The following is an 18,611-nucleotide window of genomic DNA, read 5'->3' as shown; positions in this document are numbered from 1 at the left end:
CGGAGATAAAAAACGCGGCCTGAGCCGCGTTTGGAAAGATATTTTGGGGCTAAGCACTCTTCTTGAGGCTATTCCCATTTTCTTCAGTTAAGGTTTCTTCTTCTACCAGTTCATCTGTAGGTTTTTTATACACATTTGTGGTGTGTGTAGGCTCTACGGTAGTCTCTACAGTAGTATTGTTCTTTGCTGTAGATGGCTTAGCATTTAAACCCTTCATCAATTTTCTAGGGCTGTCCGTAGTTAGAGATTCCTGTTGGGATGGAGTCGTTTCCTCTGGAGTCTCAGGCTGCGGATTACATGCATTTTTAATGGCAGAGATAAAATTAGCCACTATAGCTATCGCATAGGTTGCTGCTGAGGTCGCTGTAAAAGCTAAGCCTGCGGCAAAGCCCATTTGCAGGAGTGGCTCCGTACCAACAAGGCCCGCGATGGAATAGCCATAAATAGCATAGTTAGCTACGAAAGTTAGTGCTGCAGGCCATGCGTAGAGAGCTAACCCAACAAGACCACCAACACCTAACGAAGCCCAAAAAGCGAAAGATATTGCTTTTTTGTGGTTTTCAACGGAGTTAGAGATCCCTCTTCCCAATGCGCCAATACCGCCTAAAACTAAACCTAAAAGGCCAGGAAATACGCTTGCTCTGCCTTCTTTGTCTTTTCTAACTTTGCCGTCTTCATATTTATTAGTAGCACCAAAGACTAATTTGCTTAAACCAAATAACATAGTCCCAGGAATTTCTAATACGCCAACGGCAAAGTCTTTTAAACGTCCCATATCTTCACTCCATGATAGTTATAAATCATCACAAATCATAACAATGATTCGTAATGGCGTGAATCAAAAATGTTCAATTTGTTGTAACAAAAGTGTAAATACCACATTCGTCACAGCGCTGTTCGCCAGCGAAAGAGCGACGTGATGGGTCTATTGATACAACGTTGGATCATTAACATTAGCCCCGGAAAAACCACGCTTCCTGAAGGTACAGCTATCACAATGACCGCATGCTTTTCCCGCATCATCTGCTTGATAACAGGATACAGTCAAACTGTAATCAACTCCCAATCCTAACCCTAATTCTATAGTTTTAACTTTGTTTAAATGTTGTAAGGGAGCATGGATGGTAAATGGGTTTCCGTTGGCTCCGGCTTTAGTTGCTAGATTAGCTAAAGTTTGGAAGCTAGCGATAAACTCAGGACGGCAATCTGGGTAATGGGAATAGTCTATGGAGCTTGCGCCAATATAAATATCTCGGGCGCCCATTGATTCCGCAAAACCTAAAGCCATCGCTAAGAAAATGGTATTGCGCGCAGGAACATAGGTAATTGGAATTTCAGAACTCTCTTGAAAATCAGGGACAGCGAGCGAGGAATCGGTTAAGGCAGAGTTACGGAATAATTCTGTGTCTATGTTAACGATTTTATGGCTTGCTACTTGATAATGTTGTGCGATCCGCGCTGCAGCACGCAATTCAGCAGTATGCCTTTGCCCATAAGCAAAACTCATCGCATGGCATTCAAAACCTTGCGATTTCGCTAAGGCAAGACAGGTTGTTGAATCTAAGCCACCAGATAATAATACAACCGCTTTTTTCATAATATATACATTCTCGAACTAATCAGTAATTGCTGGTTATTTTACCATAGTTCCCAAAAAGTGGTTGGCTTTTCTTAAGTGATAGAATGTTTTGTCCCTAATATATGAAAGATATTGCAAATTTTAGTATCAAATGTGTAAATCGGCTTAGGATTCGCTTGTTACCAAAATGATTGCTATGTTATAAAAAAGAGCATACTTATTTTTTTTACTACTATTATTAAAAGAAAGAATGAGTCGCCAAGTACTATCCTAACTTTTGAGGTGACATTATGATAACAAGCAGCGGAATTCTTCAATCCTATCTTATTGAATCGCTTAATGCGAAAAATAAGCTACGCCATGAAGAATTGCTGAAACGTCACCGTGAGGAATTACTTAAAAAGAATCTCTATGCTGTTGATGGTGGTTTTCTTACGCCCTTAAATTTTTATGCAGGAATTTTAGCGGATACCGATGAAATTTTGATTTCATACATGAATCCTAAAGATAAAGCTCAGCGAGCCCAGGATTTGCAAATTGCATATCTATTATTACTCGCGCAAAAGGAATATGAGCTATTGCATCAAAAAACAGAAAATAAAGCAGATTATAACGAGAAGATCAAACGATGTGAAAATATGTTGGATAAACTTAATCCAGCATGGCAGGAGCGCATTGATAAAGCGCCAGAGCAAGCGTGTTTTACTGATGGCAAGCCAGTTAAATACTTAGGTATTTTTTTGGGTGAGGAGTTTGCCCAGCAATTAGTAGATTCCGGAAAATGCAAAACCATCAGAGACTACGTCGGTGCTTTAAATGGCAAGCGTTTGTATTGGGTATGGGGTTCTTCATTTTTAAAAACCATGCTGAGCTTGGTGCCAGAGGGTTTTTATAATGCAGAGCAAGCAGGAAATGTCGTTAAAACTCCTGATCCTTATACTGGTTGTTTAAGTTGGGGCTTATATTATTTCCGCTTCTCAATGAATTTCTTTTTACTGCTCAAACATACCGTTGCGCATCCTTGGATGAGTCAAGATGAGATGGATGAGGGTTGGCGTAATCGTTTCAAAACCCAGTGGACGCAGCGCAAATTTACTTTATTAAATGATTCGCTTTGGGCAACGGCAAATTTACTGTGCTTCTTTTGGTTGACTGGCAAAGGCATATTGGGGACTACCGGTGATGCTCTAACCGTCGCGTTATTATTATTCGATACCAGTGTGGCCCTATGGGATTTTGTCGAGCAACAAGCCTTGTATGAGGCACAAATCCGACAGTATGAGCATGACATACAAAAATTAAATACGGAAATAAGCAAAATAACTGGTGAAGATGAAGAAAGTAAAGCTAAAAAATTGCAACTTGAAATGCAAAAAAACACATTGGAACGCGATAAAAAACAATGCATCAGTAATTGGACACTGCAAAAAATAGGTTTATACACCAATATTGCTTATGCTACGGGTTTAATGGCTGCTTTTGTGGTCATGACCATGCCTTTTGTTCCGATTGCAGCGGGATTAGCATCTACACTGGGCGTCGTTGGTGCTGTAGTTTGTTTTGCCATGACGGTTATCAATAACGCAGTGCAAAGTGGTATTGAAATTCATAAGACTAAGTCTGGATTAAAAGATAATGAAGATGATTTTATCGCGCAGGTAAACTTATTGAAGCAGCAAGTATTTCTGCAAAAACGACAATTGCCTGATGATGCAAAAAAGTTATTGTTTTTAGAGATAAAACGACTTGATGCAAAAACAGAACATCAACAACAAACAATTAGCTTGCAAATCGCGCATTTAATCCGCTCCATTACCTTGGAAGCATTTATACCTGCGGCAATTTTTTCTTGCTTAGTGTTTATGCCCTTAGGTATTGGTTTAGGAGCTCTTGCGGGTGGATTAGCTTTGGCAATGGCTTCTAATTTGCTAATTAACGCCTCATTTGCCCCTGATGAGAAAATGCTCGAGGTAAAACCCTTTGATTTAAAAGAATACAATGAGTTTTGTGACCTCTTACAAGAAGATAAGTCTCCTAAGGAATACCATGCCTTTTTTAAAAGCAAAGGGGCTGCTTTAAAGTACGAGACTCAATCGTTAACTACAAAGGATGATGTTTTTCTTGATGGAGATATTCGCCCTATTCTTTGAATATAAATCTTAGCCTAGGTGATTTATGGGCATCTAGGCTAAGGATAAAACCCTCCCTTACCCTCATTGCAACATGTCATAACTTAATTGCTGGCTCATACTAAGGAATTTACGCTGCTGGCAGGCTATACTATAAATGCCAATATTTCAGGCCCCAAGTTTAAAATTTTATCATTTAAAATCATAAGGTTAGTTAGTTTTAATAAAAACTGGCTTTCAAGATAGTCTTATGTATAATTGCTGCATCAAGCTCTTTCGGAGGTTAGGCAATGATAAAATCTGGCGTTTTCTGCTTGTTTTTTGTTTCATTGAGTGTGAATGCCTCAGGTGGTTGTGATATGAACGCCGGGCTTTCTGATTCCAATGTTTTAGCTCTTAGTTCCCAACCAGGTTTTTGTCAAACTTATGGTTACGAGGCAGGTAAACCTGAATGTACCCATTTATCTAAAGAGTCATACCAGGCACGCCATCTCACCTTGCATGGCTTATGGCCTAACCAGAATGCCTGTGGGCAAAGTTATGGGTTTTGTGGTGTTACTCAACGCAATAATCATTGCGATTATGCCCCCCTGGATTTGTCGAATGTAGTGGCTGAAAACCTACAAACAATGATGCCCAGTTATAAATATGGGAGCTGTTTGGAACGACATGAATGGAATAAACACGGTAGTTGCCAAGCATTAACTGCCGATGAGTATTTTTCCTTAGCGATGCGGTTGGCCAAAGAAATGGATCAATCCAGGTTTGGGAGTTATATTAGTGAAAATACAGGGAAAACGGTAAGCTTAGTATCCTTACGCCGAATGCTTGATGAATCATTGGGAAGCAAAAATTCAGGAAAAGTCTATTTAGGGTGTAAACGAGGGGTATTAGTCGATATTTATATTGAACTTCCCGCATTAATTCCTGCAGATGAGTCCCTGGAATTCTTAATTGATAAGGCTCCCAATTATCATTACCATGATTCATGCCCTGCAAATGTAAAAATTTCTGATTTCACCAAAGGCACTATTCTCTCTTTGACCGGCGAAAAAAGAATTAATGTAGGTTAGCGCTGAATGTCCCGTCATGCCAGCTGCGTGCGGGATAACGGTTAGCGGGTATATTAATTTTTCGTAATAAAAACAGTAACAAAATTGTAGACTTAAGCGAATTTACCGCCTTGCACATTGAGAGAACTTCCTCTAATGTAGAGGAATTATAAATCCAGGAAATGATGATTATGTTGAAGCGGTATGGTTCATTGATTTTAATGGCTTTTCTATTGGCATCTTGTGCCCATCATGGCGTTAAAAGAACACCGGTGGCTGTTGCGCCTATAATTTATAAAAGCACAACTCAATATAGGCCAGTACCAGGTTTTTCTCAGGTTGAAGCTCAAGGACAAATCAATGTAACGTTGCATACTGGCTATCGGAAACCCCAAGTCGTATTAAGAGGGGACCCTCGTGATTTAGAGCAAGTAAAGGTATACGTATCCTTAAATACGCTTCACGTAGTTCTAGGAAAAGGGTTCCCACATCATGGGGCTGTTCATGCTGACATTCAAGGGCCGTATTTGGCTCGGTTTAGCTTTAAAGGTGAAGGAACCATTAATGGCAGTCAATTACACACGGGTTCTTTAGATCTCTTTATAGCCAATACGGGAACTACGCGATTAGGTGGCTCCATAGGGTTGCACCAGCTCGTGGTTGCCGGTAATGGTTTTACCGAAATTAGCGGCGTTAATAGTTCAAACGTGCAGATCACATTCTTACAAGGTGCCCCCAAAGTTCAACTGTCAGGTGTGGCCAATATTACGAATTTAAATATGAAAAGCGATGCTTGGTTCAGCATGTATTGGCTTAAGAGTGATAGCTTAACTATTCGTGCCAAAGATAGAGCACGTATCCAATTAGCAGGTACGGCAAATCGCTTAGATGTGGAGTTATGGGGCCGGGCACATTTCAAGGGTCGCTATTTACGTGCGCAGCGTAGCTTTGTAAGAACTCATGGCCATTCAATTGCGGAAATTTCTTCGGTGAATCATCAAAGTACTTTAGCAACTGATGCCAGCGATATTTTTTATTATAACTTATCTAACACACGCGCAGATTTTATGGCCTATGATGGCTCTGTATTAGATATGCGGGAATGGGATCGGGTGAACCTACGCGACTTTGATCGTTATAATAAGCAATTCCCCTAGAGCTTAATAAGGAAAACCTGGTTGCAGGCAACCAGGTTTTCCTAAGTGGCAATCATTATTTTTCATTAACGCAAGCAACAATTTGCCCAAGGTCATTATCCAAAGGCAATACGTGGGCTGAATTTGCTAACCAATGTATGGATACATTGGGTAAATCATGAAACATACGTTCCACAGCCTCTGAAGGCACAACTGCATCATGGGCACCCAAAAATAGATCAACAGGAGCATTCGGCGGAGTCCATTGATGTTGTAAAACGAGATTAAACATTTGCTCAATCGCGCTAAGGGGCAAACGTCTATAAGAGATTTCTGCATGAGCATTGCTCCGTAAGTTACCTGCAGCCCCACGTAACTCTTTAAAGCCTAAACCTTGCAAAAATGTGGCCAATTTTAAGCTGGAGCTTACATTCATCTTAAGTTTTAAAGCAGGCGCTAAAAGAAACATATGATTAAATGCAAATCGTTCGCTTAGCTTGCACGCAAGTAAACCACCGAGTGAAAATCCCATTACATCAACTTTTTTATAGGTTTTAAATAACTCCTCACACGCGTTGGTTGCTTCGGCAATCCAATCAGCAGAAGTTATTTTGGATAAGGCATCAATACTTATTCCATGACCAGGAAGAGCTGGGCACATAATCGCATCATAGTTTTTTAATTGCGGAATGAGCAGTCGGTATACCGCGGGGGTAGATGAAAATCCATGTAAGAGTAAAAGGGCTCGTTCCTGTTTGCTGCTACGATGATAAATGGGCTTAAGAAGAGAAAAATCTTCATCTTTTAAATCATTTACTTGTTTCCCCTGGCTAAAATAGCGAAAATCATTTTTATTCATAGAGCCTTCATTGCAAAATTAATGTAAAAATAGGTTCGAAGAATTTATCTTAAGGTTAATCTTGATATTATCTTTAATATTATAGTAGCCGAAAATAAAAGATAGGGGTTATTTCTTTCAACCCGCTGGTACATTGTTGTTCAGTCTGTGCTATCTTTATATTAAGGCGGTTTATCGAGGGTTGATGAAATGGGTACTGGAAAAGATGAAATTATCAAAAAGCAAAATGAAGAATTAGAGACTTCTGCTGATATGCTTGATGAAGAAGAGGCAGAAAATGAAGCCTTCGAAGCCATGAACAATATGTTTGAACAAGCAGAAAAAGAGGCCGCGGAAAAGGCAGCACAACAAGAAGATGATGCTAATCTTGAAGCAGTAGCGAATATGTTTGCGCAAGCAGATGAAGAGTATGCGGCTAAAGAGGCTGCAGAAGAAGCAGCAAAAAATGCTCCGGCTGAAGATAATGATGAGGAAGAAAAGAATACCGCCGAGGAAGATAATACTCCCAAGCCTAAACCCAGTGATGATGACGACAAAAAGAAAAAACATAAAGACCCAATGATGGAACTCGTAGAGGAGCTGAATGATTGGGTTAAATCAGTCAACGCGCAGATCACTGACTTTGCTAAAAGCCAAGGTAAAGATGCGTGGGATGCGTTGAATAATACCCAACCCATGAAAACTTTAAATGGCGCTATGGATGAGTTAAGCCAGTTTGCCAAACAGAAAGTTGGTGATCAAGTTGATAAGATAGCCAACTCTGATGAAGTTGATCAGGCAAAAGAATTTGTTAAAGGTATGCAAGATGTAGTTAACGGTGCTTTTTCCAAATTGATGAATATGGCCGCAAATGCAGTTGCGGATGCCGTTAAAGGTATTACCTCCCCATCGCCTCAAGTGCAAACGCCAACGGACACAGCAGATGATACCTTTACCAATGATGGTATCGATGAAATGGATGAGTTAGATGCTCAAGACGAACTTGATAACAGCGACGATGATGACGAGACTTTAGAAGCAGTAGGTAAAATGTTTAACGATGCCGAAGCTGAAGTCGAGGAAAATGAGACTTTAGAAGCGGTAGGCAGAATGTTTAATGATGCCGAGTTGTCTGTCCCAGAAAATTCAGCAACTGGTGAAGAACCTACTAACGATTTAATGAACGCAATGAAGGATATGCCGGATTCATCAGGCGAAGGCATAAACCAAGGAGTCGATTCTGATCTTACTGAAGAGGCTGGTAACGCACTGTCCATGTAATGAGCCGAACAACCCAGACGGAACTTTCGCACTGGGTTGTTCGTCTAATGAAAAATTACTACAACTACACCTCAAATAACTTATGCGGCAAACTCTCAATACGACCTGCTTGTGTCACCACCACATAATTTAATTTACGTTGTAATTCGCTGATTGTATCAGCACCAGCATAAGTTAAACCGGATCTTAAACCACCAACAATGTCGCCAATAATGACATCGGCATTTTCTTTGTAAGGCACTTCTGTCGCAACACCCTCTGCGGTTTTCCATTCGTGCATTTGTCCTAAAAAGTTTTCTTGGGCTTCTTTGGATGCCATGCCACGATAACGTTTTACCTTGGTACCATCTGCTTTTTCAATAACTTGACCTGGAGTGGGGGAGGTACCTGCTAACATGCCACCGATCATGACAAAATCTGCACCAAAAGCTAGGGCTTTAACGATGTCCCCAGAGGTTTTAATCCCGCCATCAGCAACAATTGAGCGGTCTGAACGTGAGCAATCTTGAATGCAGGTTAGCATGGGCACCCCAAAACCGGTTTTAATACGGGTGCTACAAACAGAACCACCGCCAATACCTGCTTTAATAATATCCGCGCCACAAGATGCTAAGTAGTCTGCACCGGCGTACGTTGCGACGTTTCCAGCCATAATGCAACGATCTTGCAGCATTTGTCTTAAGCTTTTCAGTGTCTTACCTACATATTTGGCATGCGCATGCGCTACATCCACACAGAAATAATCAGCACCAGCATCACGTAATGCTTCCGCTCGTTCCAATTCAGCCGCAGTACAGCCAATGGAAACAAAAACTTTCCCGCTGCACTTTTGGAATTCTTTGATGTTGTCTTCCACGCTCATAAAGCGGTGTAGGGCACCCATTCCCCCTTTGCTGGACATAAAATTAGCCATATTACTTTCAGTAATGGTATCCATATTGGAGCTGATTACTGGAAGTTCTAAGCTGAGTTTAGCTAGGCGGTCGGTGCTGGTTGTGTCCACCACGCGTCTGGACTCGTGGTGGTTGTAAGAAGGAACAAGTAGAACATCATCAAAGGTGATGGCTTGATCGGTCATGATACATCCTCGTAAAACGTATACTATAAATGCTCTGCGGCATAAAATGCAAGTCTTGAGCGCTCTCCTCGAGTTAAACTCATATGGGCACTATGCTCCCAATGTTTAAAGCGGTCTACGGCAAAGGTTAAGCCTGAGGTGGTTTCACTTAAATAAGGGGTATCAATTTGCTTAATATCTCCCAGGCAAATGATTTTGGTTCCAGGACCTGCCCGCGTCACCAAGGTTTTAATTTGCTTAGAAGTTAAATTTTGTGCTTCATCAATAATGATGTATCGATTTAAAAACGTGCGTCCACGCATAAAATTGAGTGAACGGATTTTAATTTTATTTTGCAATAAATCTTGAGTCGCACCGCGCCCAAAACTGCCGCCCACTTGTGAACTATGCAATACTTCTAGGTTGTCCATTAATGCGCCCATCCAGGGCGTCATTTTTTCTTCTTCGGTTCCGGGTAAAAAACCTATGTCTTCGCCGACAGGGATAGTAACTCGCGTCATTAATATTTCGCTGTAGCGATTTTGATCCAGAACTTGTGTAAGCCCTGCTGCAATTGTTAATAAGGTTTTTCCGGTTCCTGCAGGACCTTGCAGGGTCACAAAATCAATATCAGGGTCGAGCAATAAATTTAGAGAAAAGTTCTGTTCTCTATTTTTTGCATTAATACCCCATACTGAATGTTTTGTTTGGGTGTAATCGCGGACTAATTGAATAATCGCTTGGTCTTTGTCCAGTTTTTTCACTATGGCCTGGAATTGGTTATCTTCTGTACTAAGACAATCATTAGGGTTCCATTGGCTAATTAAAGGGCCGGCTACTTTATAAAAGGTTTTGCCGCTTTCTTGCCATGAGCCCATGTCTTTTGCATGAGTATCCCAGAAATCATTATCTAAAATATGGAGACCTCGATGTAATAAATTAACATCATGAAGTACTTGGTCATTGTAATAATCTTCAGCAGGGATGCCCAATATTCCCGCTTTAATACGTAAATTAATATCTTTAGAGACAATAATGACTTGTTTACTGTCATTATATTTTTTTTGCAATCCTAGTGCCGTTGCCAAAATGGTATTATCTACTTTATGCCCAGGTAGGGTTGTCGGTACTACCATGTCAAACTCATCGGTTTGGAAGTAGAGCTTACCACTGCTGGATTTTTTATCTGAATTAATATAGCTGGGAATGGGTAACCCAGAGGCAATCTGCGCATGAGAGGCATTACTCATCAGCTCAACGAGCATGCGGTTGGTTTGTCTGACGTTACGTGCGACCTCAGAGGTACCGGTTTTATGGCTGTCTAACTCTTCCAGAACAACCATGGGCAAATAAATATCATGTTCTTCAAAATGATAAATGGCGGTTGGATCGTGCATTAAAATGTTAGTATCAAGTACAAACAGTTTTTTTTGTATGTCGCTAGTATCCATGATTCACCTCAGTTATCAACCAACTGTTTTTATAACAACGCTACAGCCCAAGAACAAATTTTCTTTTGCCTTCACTCTCATTGTGCTAAGGCTAAGTACTTGAGTCAAGAACAATATTTTTATTTTTAAAATAGGTTCCTGCGAACGGAAATCTGGTCTAAACTTAAAGTTCTGATGTGCTATGGATTTAATGCACGCAATACTTCATCAACGTGTCCTTTCACACTAACCTTGCGCCATTCATGGGCTAATTTGCCTTCTGGGTCAATGATAAAAGTGCTGCGCTCAATGCCACGTACTTGTTTTCCGTACATGAATTTCATCTTGATTACATCAAAGAGTTGGCATAATTGCTCTTCTGCATCGCTGATTAATTCAAAAGGAAAATTTTGTTTGGCTTTAAAGTTCTCATGGGATTTCAGGCTATCGCGAGAAATGCCAAAAATTTGCGCATTTAAGGCTTGGAATTGCGGATAAGCATCGCGAAAGTCTTGACCTTCTGTTGTGCATCCGGGGGTGGAGTCTTTGGGATAAAAATAAAGGACAACATATTGTCCTTTATAATCATGCAGATGAGCCTGTAGGCCAGAGGTTGCGCTAAAGGCAAAGTTTGCTACAGAGTCACCTATATTCATTATTCTCTCCCTGTCTTTTTCATAATTCGCGAACGGTCTCGACTCCATTCGCGGTCTTTGATGGTATCTCGCTTATCATGCTCTTTTTTACCCTTGGCCAGAGCAATTTTGAGCTTAATTTTATTGCCTTTCCAGTACATGGATAAGGGGATAATTGTATAGCCCTGACGTTCGACGCTGCCAATCAAGGTATTTAATTCTTTCCTATTTAACAAGAGCTTACGGGTACGCGTTGGATCTGGAATTGAATGTGTTGAGGCGGTTAACAAAGGTTGAATTTGGGCACCCAATAAAAAGGCTTCTCCATATTTAATGATTACGTGAGAATCTGACAAATTAATCTTGCCCGCACGCAAGCTTTTGACTTCCCAGCCTTCAAGAGCAAGCCCTGCTTCGAACTGTTCTTGAATGAAATAATCAAACCCTGCTTTGCGATTCATCACAATTGTTGAATCGGATTGTTTTTTACTGGTCATAATTTAAGAGCCCGTACTATTCCTTGTCTTTTTTATGTTCATGTTTGTATTCTAATGGCAGTTGAGGATAAACGCGAGCCAAATTCTCGTCAACCGCTACTCGATTATCGAATACGAAACATTGGCCTTCCCAAAGCGATTTTTCTTTAGGCATGGATTCAATATAGTGTAAAATTCCATCTTGTAAATGGTACACCTCAGGGAAGCCTAAATCTTTTAAGTAGGCCGTTGATTTTTCGCAACGAATACCACCAGTGCAGAACATGGCAATTTTTTTATCTTTTTTATCCAGCAAATGCTGTTCTACGTATTCGGGGAAGTTTCTGAAATTCTCCGTATTAGGATTAATCGCATTTTTGAAGGTACCTAAGTCATACTCATAATCATTACGAGTATCAATAAGGATAACCTCCGGATCCTGGATTAACTCATTCCATTCTTCTGGAGAAAGGTAGGTGCCTACTGTTTTTAACGGGTCAACATTGTAAATGCCCATAGTAACAATTTCTTTACGCAGCTTTACTTTGGTCTTTTCAAAAGGATTTTCTTTATCGATGGTTTCTTTGAAGCGTAAATCGGCTAAACGTGCATCCTGACGAATATATTGATAAAAGCGATCCATATCTTCACGAGAACCACCAAAACTCCCATTAATCCCTTCAGAGGCTAATATAATCGTTCCTTTAATACGATGGGCAATCATTTGCGCTAATAATGGCTCACGCAGTGATTCATAATCGTCCATAGGAACAAATTTATAAAATGAGGCGATGATTATTTCTTGCATTGGACTACCTGAGATGTAACTAAAATAATCGGCGAAAAGTAACATTTAATCACAATTTAATCAATAGGCATCAATAAAACACATACAGCAAACATAATTGGAGCATGGCGTGTAAGAGGTACTGATCCTACGTTACAGATAACATTCACTCTTATAACTAACCACATTAAAAATTGACCAAATGCGTTGACAAAAACTAACCAGTGATCATACTGTTATATACAAAGACAAATAACTTCTTAAGCAAATTGGACCTGGCATTGGAATGCCAAAAAGAAGTTATCAGGGACATCTGTATCCATGGTGTGCAGATTTTATAAGGAGATAATATGGTTAATTATACTCGCGTGTGCCGGTGGTTTTTTGCTCTTATTTTGTGCCTTCCCCTCGTTAGTTTTGCTGCCGCCAAGCCGGTAAAGTCTATAGTACTTTTTGGCGATAGCATGTCAGATATTGGTAATACCACTCATTTACTTAAAAGTCTTCGCCAGGAAGATGACCCTGCATTCTTAGTTGCTCCATTTAAGACGTTTGTTTTAAATAAAATGGTTGAGTTTGCTGATGAATATTATGTGCCACAAATGGTTTTAGAATCTGGAATGGCCGTAGTAACCGAGTTTTTTGACAAAGAACTTGCGCCTTACATTGCTAATTTAGTTAGTAAAATTAGATTAGTACCTATTTTACCAGGTCAGCCCTATTGGAATTCCAGATTTTCTAACGGTAAAGTGTGGAATGAATATTTAGCGAAGATGATTTCTATAAATCAAGATGACGAAGATGTTTATTTAAACCGTTCTTTTGCAGGAAGCTGGGCTGTAACTTATGACTATCAATTAACTGTTTGGAATTTAATTCGCCATCCAATTGGTACAATTAAAAACTTAATTGTAGGGAAGTTAGTACCACCAAGCCTTGGTTTGACCATTCAAGCTTATTTATTGGAACATCAAAAGCTGAGCGATGAAACCGTATTCTTTCTTTTTGCCGGAAGTAACGATTATATTAACGTTTTATTCTTCGAAGATAATTACAATACAACTGTAATGAGCACCTATGTTGACAATGTTCTGTCGAGTCTAGGTTCTTCAGTGAATAAATTAATGCAAGCCGGCGCACGTCGTTTTGTTATCATGGGAGTCCCCCATATTGGAGATACGCCACGTGTGGTCAAAACTACCGATCGTGACGTGTTAAATGCTGCGGTTGATCAACATAATGAGCGCTTACGTACTCGTATTCAAGAATGGCAAAAACTGTACCCAGATGCTGATTTCATGTTCGTCGATATGAGTGAATACTTGCAGCGTGCGTTAAATGATCCAGAGACTTATGGATTTACTAATACTACTGATGCCTGTATTGACGTGAAATTACCAATGTATCATGCCTTCAATAATTCACCTTTTGCGAATAACTTTGTTTTACGCTACGTACAAGTATTAAAATATAGAGATAGCAGTTTTGCTGCAGGTGATAAGAACTATACAGTATGTGATAAACCTGAAAGTTATTTATTCTGGGATGAGATTCACCCCAGCACTCGGGCGCATGCTTATCTTGCCTTTGAAGTATGTAAAGAAATGAAGTATCACGGTTATGGTGTAACCTGTAAAAACCCGCTTGATTAATTCAGCGGGTGCCACTTAGGTTAGGGTAAACGATGTCCTAGCCTGAGTATTATGCTGCAAGTGCTTCCAAAAAATTGGCTTTTTTATGGATTAATTCTCATTCTGTTCTAAAATTACCCGTATGATGTAAATCCGCTTAGTTCTTTTTGGAGATGTTTGTGGCATAATTCTGGTCTTTTTTCTACTTATCCCCAAGATACTTTATAATGCTTGGTCGGGACTGTTTGCCACATTGGACTTAAAACACAACCGCATAAGAGTCTTTGGGAATATTATACATTAGCAAGTATTAACACGAGGAGCTGGTGATGTGCGGAATTATGGGTGCTGTTTCTGAAAGGGATATCAGTAAGGTCTTATTGGAAGGTTTGCGACGTTTGGAATACCGTGGTTATGATTCTGCAGGAATCGCGGTAATTGATGGCGACTCTCATTTAAAGCGTGTCAGGATTCAAGGAAAAGTGCAAAACTTGGCGGATGCTATGGTAGAAACGGCTATTTCAGGAAACACCGGAATTGCACATACCCGCTGGGCTACTCATGGTAAGCCTTCAGAGCTAAATGCTCATCCTCACTTATCGCATGGTGAAATTGCGCTTGTTCATAATGGCATTATTGAAAACCATGATCATTTACGCCAGGATTTAATGGCTAAAGGCTATGTGTTTACATCAGAAACTGATACCGAAGTTGCCGCTCATTTAGTTCATTACTATTATCTTAAATCGGAAAATTTATTAGAAGCGGTACAAACTGCCGCGATGGAAATGCATGGCGCCTTTGCTCTGGGTGTTATCCATCAACAGCGTCCCTTTGAATTGGTTGCGGTGCGGAAAGGTAGCCCTCTGGTGATTGGCTTGGGTATCGGTGAGAATTTTATCGCCTCAGATGGTTTAGCGTTAAAATCCTTTGCTCAATCGGTCATGTACTTAGAAGAAGGCGATAGTGCCTTCGTTACTCCCAAACTAGTAACTATTTATAATACATCTCGGGCTCCGGTTGAACGACCAACTCATCTATTAAGCAATGATGCAGAAATTGTAAGCAAAGGTCCATACCGTCATTTTATGCTTAAAGAAATTTTTGAGCAGTCCAAAGTGCTAACCGATACGGTTGAAGGGCGGGTAAATAGCCTTGAAGTGCTGCGATCAAGCTTTGGTGAGCGTGCTTCCCATGTATTTCCCTTAGTGAAACAAATCCACATTGTTGCTTGTGGAACCAGTTACCATGCAGGGTTAGTTGCTAAATATTGGTTGGAATCTTTGGCCGGTTTACCAACCCAAGTTGAAATTGCTAGTGAATATCGTTACCGCGAGGTTGTGGTCCCCAAAGATACCCTTTTTATTACTGTATCGCAGTCAGGAGAAACCGCAGATACGCTGGCGGCTTTAACCAAGGCAAAATCTTTAAATTATCTTGCAAGCCTGGCAATTTGTAATGTGGCCACCAGTACCTTAGTACGAGAAGCAGACTGTGTCTTTTTAACGCGTGCAGGCATTGAGATTGGTGTGGCATCGACCAAAGCATTTACTACTCAGTTAGCGGCATTTTTGATGTTGTCTGCAGCTCTTTGCCATGATCAGCGTGCAGAAGAAGTACTCGCGCAATTGCAAGAATTGCCACGATGCTGTGAGCAAGTATTGCAAATGAACGACGAAATTGAAGATTTATCCGCCTTATTTGTAAATAAAGCCCACACGCTATTTTTAGGACGCGGGGTGCAATATCCTGTCGCCTTGGAAGGAGCATTAAAGCTCAAAGAAATTTCATATATTCATGCCGAAGCCTATCCTTCTGGAGAATTAAAGCATGGGCCTTTAGCGTTGGTCGATGAAGATATGCCCGTTATTGCGGTTGCACCCAATGATGAGCTTTTAGATAAGTTGAAATCTAATTTACATGAGGTCAGCGCGCGTGGCGGTCAGTTGTTTGTTTTTGTAGATGGGGCACATACCTGGAAGGCGAATGGAGCACGTTTAATTAAGGTTTCTCCTTGCGGTTCTTGGATTGCACCTATAGTGTACACAATTCCGTTGCAGTTATTAGCTTATCATGTTGCTGTTGCCAAAGGTACGGATGTGGATCAACCACGTAACCTTGCCAAATCGGTAACTGTTGAGTAATAATGCTGCGATTTTTTATCATGATTTCGGGGATGTAAATGACTCAAGAAATGTTGACGTCAGCGTCAATTATTGCGCAAGAACTTAAGGTTAAAGTTGCGCAGGTTGAAACAGCGATTCGTTTGCTGGATGAGGGAGCAACGGTGCCTTTTATTGCACGTTATCGTAAAGAAGCTACTGAAGGATTAGACGATTCGCAATTGCGTTTCCTTGCTGAGCGTTTGCTTTATTTGCGTGAATTAGATGAGCGTCGTGAAGTGGTTTTGCAGTCCATTCGTGAACAAGAAAAACTAACTCCAGAGTTAGAGAAAAGCATTCTTGCCGCAGACACTAAAACTCGCCTTGAAGATTTATATTTGCCTTATCGACCGAAACGTCGCACTAAAGCACAAATCGCAGTGGAAGCAGGTCTACAACCTTTAGCGGATGCATTATGGAATGATCCAACCCTAGATCCTGAAGCACATGCGGCACAATTTATTAATGCTGAGGTGGGTATCGAAGACGCCAAAGCTGCTCTTGAAGGGGCTCGCCATATATTAATGGAACATTTTGCCGAAGACGCCGATCTCATTAATGAATTACGCGAATATCTATGGCAGCATGCAATTGTGAAGTCCGTGGGTAGTTCGAAGAAAAAAGAAACGGTAAACAAGTTTGCAGATTACTTTGAGTATGAAGAGCCCATTAAGAAAATACCATCTCATCGCGCACTGGCTTTATTCCGTGGCCGTCGTGAAAGCGTCTTGCAAGTCAGCCTGACACTACCGGAGACGGATTTGGCTTACGGTGAAACGAAAGTCGCAGCTCATTTTAAGATTACTGATCAACAGCGAGCCGCTGATCCTTGGTTATTAGAGACGGTTCGTTTGACCTGGAAAGTAAAATTATTCACCAAATTGGAGTTGGAGTTATTAACTCGTTTACGTGAAATGGCTGATGAAGAAGCCATCAAAGTATTTTCGCGAAACTTGCGTGATTTACTTCTGGCCGCTCCCGCAGGACCACAAGTTACTATCGGTCTTGATCCGGGGATCAGAACTGGGGTGAAAGTAGTGGTAGTGGATGCCACTGGAAAACTTCTTGATTTTTCTGTTATTTATCCATTTGCACCACAAAATGAATGGCATCAGTCAATCACCGATCTAGCTAAACTTGCTGCAAAACATCAAGTTAATTTAATTAGTATTGGTAATGGAACAGGCTCACGAGAAACAGAGCGTTTAGTCGCTGATTTAATTAAAATGTATCCCGATTTAAAACTAACCAAAATTGTAGTTAGTGAGGCCGGGGCTTCGGTGTATTCTGCTTCGGAAATAGCAGCTCAAGAGTTTCCTGATCTTGACGTCACTTTACGCGGAGCTGTTTCTATCGCGCGTCGTTTACAAGATCCTTTGGCGGAATTAGTAAAAATTGAAGCGAAGTCCATTGGCGTTGGCCAGTATCAACATGATGTAAACCAAGCCCGCTTAGCGCGCAGCCTCGAAGGGGTTGTTGAGGATTGTGTAAACGCAGTTGGTGTGGATGTTAATACCGCTTCTGCGGCACTGTTATCACATATTTCTGGTTTAAACGATACTTTAGCGAAGAATATTGTTCAATATCGAGATGAGCATGGTGCATTTAGTAACCGTATGCAATTGAAGAATGTTAGCCGTATGGGCGAGAAAGCATTCCAGCAAGCAGCAGGGTTTCTACGCATTATGAATGGCGATAATCCTTTGGATGCCTCCTGTGTTCATCCTGAAGCTTATCCATTAGTAGAAAGAATCATTGCAGATAAAAAAGTCGCCATTTTAGAGCTTATCGGCAATAAAGAGGTCTTAAACAGTGTGAATGCGGCACAGTTCGTTGATGAGCAATATGGTTTACCAACCATTCGCGATGTTCTCCGTGAATTGGAAAAGCCAGGCCGTGATCCCAGACCCGAATTTAAAACAGCACAATTTAAAGAAGGTGTTGAAGACATTACCCATTTACACGAAGGAATGATTCTGGAAGGTGTAGTGAGTAATGTGACTAACTTCGGGGCTTTTGTGGATATTGGCGTTCATCAAGATGGCTTAGTTCATATTTCAGCCATGACCAATAAATTTATTACCGACCCTCGCACTGTGGTTAAAGCAGGTGATATTGTTACCGTCAAAGTGGTGGAAGTAGATAAAGAGCGTAAACGTATTGGTTTAAGTATGCGTCTGGAAGAAGAAGCTACCGCGCCCGTCGTTAAGAAGAAAGCGAAGGCTCCAGAGGTGAAAAAGCAAGCTGAAGGAGCTCGACCAGAACATCGTAAAAAACCGGAGATGGCTAAAAAGGCCGAGCCAGTGAAAAAGACGGTGTTTAATACAGCGATGGCAGATGCTTTAGCGAAGTTAAAGCGTAATTAAAAACTAGAACATAGTCTCTATTAGCCTAGCGTAATACGGGTCTATGTGCCCA

At 40.8% G+C, this 18,611-nt stretch carries 15 protein-coding genes; 7 read left to right on the top strand and 8 right to left on the bottom strand.

Annotated elements, in window-relative coordinates; translation table 11 throughout:
* Positions 1-49: 49 nt before the first annotated feature.
* A complete protein-coding gene (locus BN3124_RS06915; protein ID WP_058534069.1) occupies positions 50-775 on the bottom strand; it encodes a hypothetical protein in 726 nt (241 codons plus the stop codon).
* Positions 776-925: 150 nt separating this feature from the next.
* Positions 926-1,597: a 7-cyano-7-deazaguanine synthase QueC gene (queC, locus tag BN3124_RS06910; protein WP_058534068.1), complete on the bottom strand. Its 672-nt coding sequence runs from the start codon at positions 1,595-1,597 to the stop codon at positions 926-928.
* Positions 1,598-1,869: 272 nt separating this feature from the next.
* Between queC and BN3124_RS06905 the strand changes: the two genes are divergently transcribed.
* The 3 genes from BN3124_RS06905 to BN3124_RS06895 all read left to right on the top strand — a co-directional run bounded on the left by BN3124_RS06905 (position 1,870) and on the right by BN3124_RS06895 (position 5,917).
* Complete coding sequence (locus BN3124_RS06905) at positions 1,870-3,729, top strand: hypothetical protein (RefSeq protein WP_058534067.1); 1,860 nt, start codon at positions 1,870-1,872, stop codon at positions 3,727-3,729.
* A 269-nt stretch (positions 3,730-3,998) separates the two neighbouring features.
* Positions 3,999-4,781, top strand: a complete 783-nt coding sequence (locus BN3124_RS06900; RefSeq protein WP_058534066.1) for a ribonuclease T2 family protein — start codon at positions 3,999-4,001, stop codon at positions 4,779-4,781.
* 170 nt (positions 4,782-4,951) lie between these two features.
* Complete coding sequence (locus BN3124_RS06895; protein WP_058534065.1) at positions 4,952-5,917, top strand: GIN domain-containing protein; 966 nt, start codon at positions 4,952-4,954, stop codon at positions 5,915-5,917.
* A gap of 55 nt (positions 5,918-5,972) precedes the next feature.
* Here the strand turns inward: BN3124_RS06895 and BN3124_RS06890 are convergent, their stop codons facing one another.
* Positions 5,973-6,755: an alpha/beta hydrolase gene (locus BN3124_RS06890; RefSeq protein ID WP_058534064.1), complete on the bottom strand. Its 783-nt coding sequence runs from the start codon at positions 6,753-6,755 to the stop codon at positions 5,973-5,975.
* A gap of 189 nt (positions 6,756-6,944) precedes the next feature.
* Between BN3124_RS06890 and BN3124_RS06885 the strand changes: the two genes are divergently transcribed.
* Positions 6,945-8,015, top strand: a complete 1,071-nt coding sequence (locus BN3124_RS06885; RefSeq protein ID WP_058534063.1) for a hypothetical protein — start codon at positions 6,945-6,947, stop codon at positions 8,013-8,015.
* A 64-nt stretch (positions 8,016-8,079) separates the two neighbouring features.
* On the opposite strand, the gene BN3124_RS06880 is transcribed toward BN3124_RS06885, so the two are convergent.
* The 5 genes from BN3124_RS06880 to trhO form a co-directional block, all read right to left on the bottom strand.
* Positions 8,080-9,093, bottom strand: coding sequence for a guanosine monophosphate reductase (locus BN3124_RS06880; protein ID WP_058534062.1), 1,014 nt, complete (start codon positions 9,091-9,093; stop codon positions 8,080-8,082).
* Between the two features lie 23 nt (positions 9,094-9,116).
* Positions 9,117-10,523, bottom strand: a complete 1,407-nt coding sequence (locus BN3124_RS06875) for a PhoH family protein (RefSeq protein ID WP_058534061.1) — start codon at positions 10,521-10,523, stop codon at positions 9,117-9,119.
* Between the two features lie 179 nt (positions 10,524-10,702).
* Entirely contained in the window at positions 10,703-11,158 is a 456-nt protein-coding gene (locus BN3124_RS06870; RefSeq protein WP_058534060.1) for a peroxiredoxin, read from the bottom strand.
* A complete protein-coding gene (gene smpB, locus BN3124_RS06865; RefSeq protein ID WP_058534059.1) occupies positions 11,158-11,634 on the bottom strand; it encodes an SsrA-binding protein SmpB in 477 nt (158 codons plus the stop codon). The genes BN3124_RS06870 and smpB overlap by 1 nt, the downstream gene beginning before the upstream one ends.
* A gap of 16 nt (positions 11,635-11,650) precedes the next feature.
* Positions 11,651-12,421, bottom strand: coding sequence for an oxygen-dependent tRNA uridine(34) hydroxylase TrhO (gene trhO / locus BN3124_RS06860; RefSeq protein WP_058534483.1), 771 nt, complete (start codon positions 12,419-12,421; stop codon positions 11,651-11,653).
* Between the two features lie 329 nt (positions 12,422-12,750).
* Between trhO and plaC the strand changes: the two genes are divergently transcribed.
* The 3 genes from plaC (at position 12,751) to BN3124_RS06845 (ending at position 18,559) form a co-directional block, all read left to right on the top strand.
* A complete protein-coding gene (gene plaC, locus BN3124_RS06855; RefSeq protein WP_058534058.1) occupies positions 12,751-14,052 on the top strand; it encodes a lysophospholipase/glycerophospholipid:cholesterol acyltransferase PlaC in 1,302 nt (433 codons plus the stop codon).
* Positions 14,053-14,360: 308 nt separating this feature from the next.
* Positions 14,361-16,175, top strand: coding sequence for a glutamine--fructose-6-phosphate transaminase (isomerizing) (gene glmS, locus BN3124_RS06850; RefSeq protein WP_058534057.1), 1,815 nt, complete (start codon positions 14,361-14,363; stop codon positions 16,173-16,175).
* 38 nt (positions 16,176-16,213) lie between these two features.
* Entirely contained in the window at positions 16,214-18,559 is a 2,346-nt protein-coding gene (locus tag BN3124_RS06845; protein ID WP_058534056.1) for a Tex family protein, read from the top strand.
* Positions 18,560-18,611 lie beyond the last annotated feature (52 nt).

The organism is Legionella saoudiensis (assembly GCF_001465875.1).
Lineage (GTDB): Bacteria > Pseudomonadota > Gammaproteobacteria > Legionellales > Legionellaceae > Legionella > Legionella saoudiensis.
Note: the sequence above shows the minus strand (reverse complement) of the source record. Positions and strands in the feature narration are given on the sequence as shown.

What these genes read in the sequence shown, in the direction of transcription:
- smpB (WP_058534059.1), bottom strand. Translation starts at nt 11,634, where the DNA reads ATGACCAGTAAAAAACAATCCGATTCAACAATTGTGATGAATCGCAAA.
- BN3124_RS06905 (WP_058534067.1), top strand. Translation starts at nt 1,870, where the DNA reads ATGATAACAAGCAGCGGAATTCTTCAATCCTATCTTATTGAATCGCTT.
- BN3124_RS06915 (WP_058534069.1), bottom strand. Translation starts at nt 775, where the DNA reads ATGGGACGTTTAAAAGACTTTGCCGTTGGCGTATTAGAAATTCCTGGG.
- BN3124_RS06845 (WP_058534056.1), top strand. Translation starts at nt 16,214, where the DNA reads ATGACTCAAGAAATGTTGACGTCAGCGTCAATTATTGCGCAAGAACTT.
- BN3124_RS06900 (WP_058534066.1), top strand. Translation starts at nt 3,999, where the DNA reads ATGATAAAATCTGGCGTTTTCTGCTTGTTTTTTGTTTCATTGAGTGTG.
- BN3124_RS06895 (WP_058534065.1), top strand. Translation starts at nt 4,952, where the DNA reads ATGTTGAAGCGGTATGGTTCATTGATTTTAATGGCTTTTCTATTGGCA.
- BN3124_RS06870 (WP_058534060.1), bottom strand. Translation starts at nt 11,158, where the DNA reads ATGAATATAGGTGACTCTGTAGCAAACTTTGCCTTTAGCGCAACCTCT.
- BN3124_RS06880 (WP_058534062.1), bottom strand. Translation starts at nt 9,093, where the DNA reads ATGACCGATCAAGCCATCACCTTTGATGATGTTCTACTTGTTCCTTCT.
- plaC (WP_058534058.1), top strand. Translation starts at nt 12,751, where the DNA reads ATGGTTAATTATACTCGCGTGTGCCGGTGGTTTTTTGCTCTTATTTTG.
- glmS (WP_058534057.1), top strand. Translation starts at nt 14,361, where the DNA reads ATGTGCGGAATTATGGGTGCTGTTTCTGAAAGGGATATCAGTAAGGTC.
- queC (WP_058534068.1), bottom strand. Translation starts at nt 1,597, where the DNA reads ATGAAAAAAGCGGTTGTATTATTATCTGGTGGCTTAGATTCAACAACC.
- BN3124_RS06875 (WP_058534061.1), bottom strand. Translation starts at nt 10,523, where the DNA reads ATGGATACTAGCGACATACAAAAAAAACTGTTTGTACTTGATACTAAC.
- BN3124_RS06885 (WP_058534063.1), top strand. Translation starts at nt 6,945, where the DNA reads ATGGGTACTGGAAAAGATGAAATTATCAAAAAGCAAAATGAAGAATTA.
- trhO (WP_058534483.1), bottom strand. Translation starts at nt 12,421, where the DNA reads ATGCAAGAAATAATCATCGCCTCATTTTATAAATTTGTTCCTATGGAC.
- BN3124_RS06890 (WP_058534064.1), bottom strand. Translation starts at nt 6,755, where the DNA reads ATGAATAAAAATGATTTTCGCTATTTTAGCCAGGGGAAACAAGTAAAT.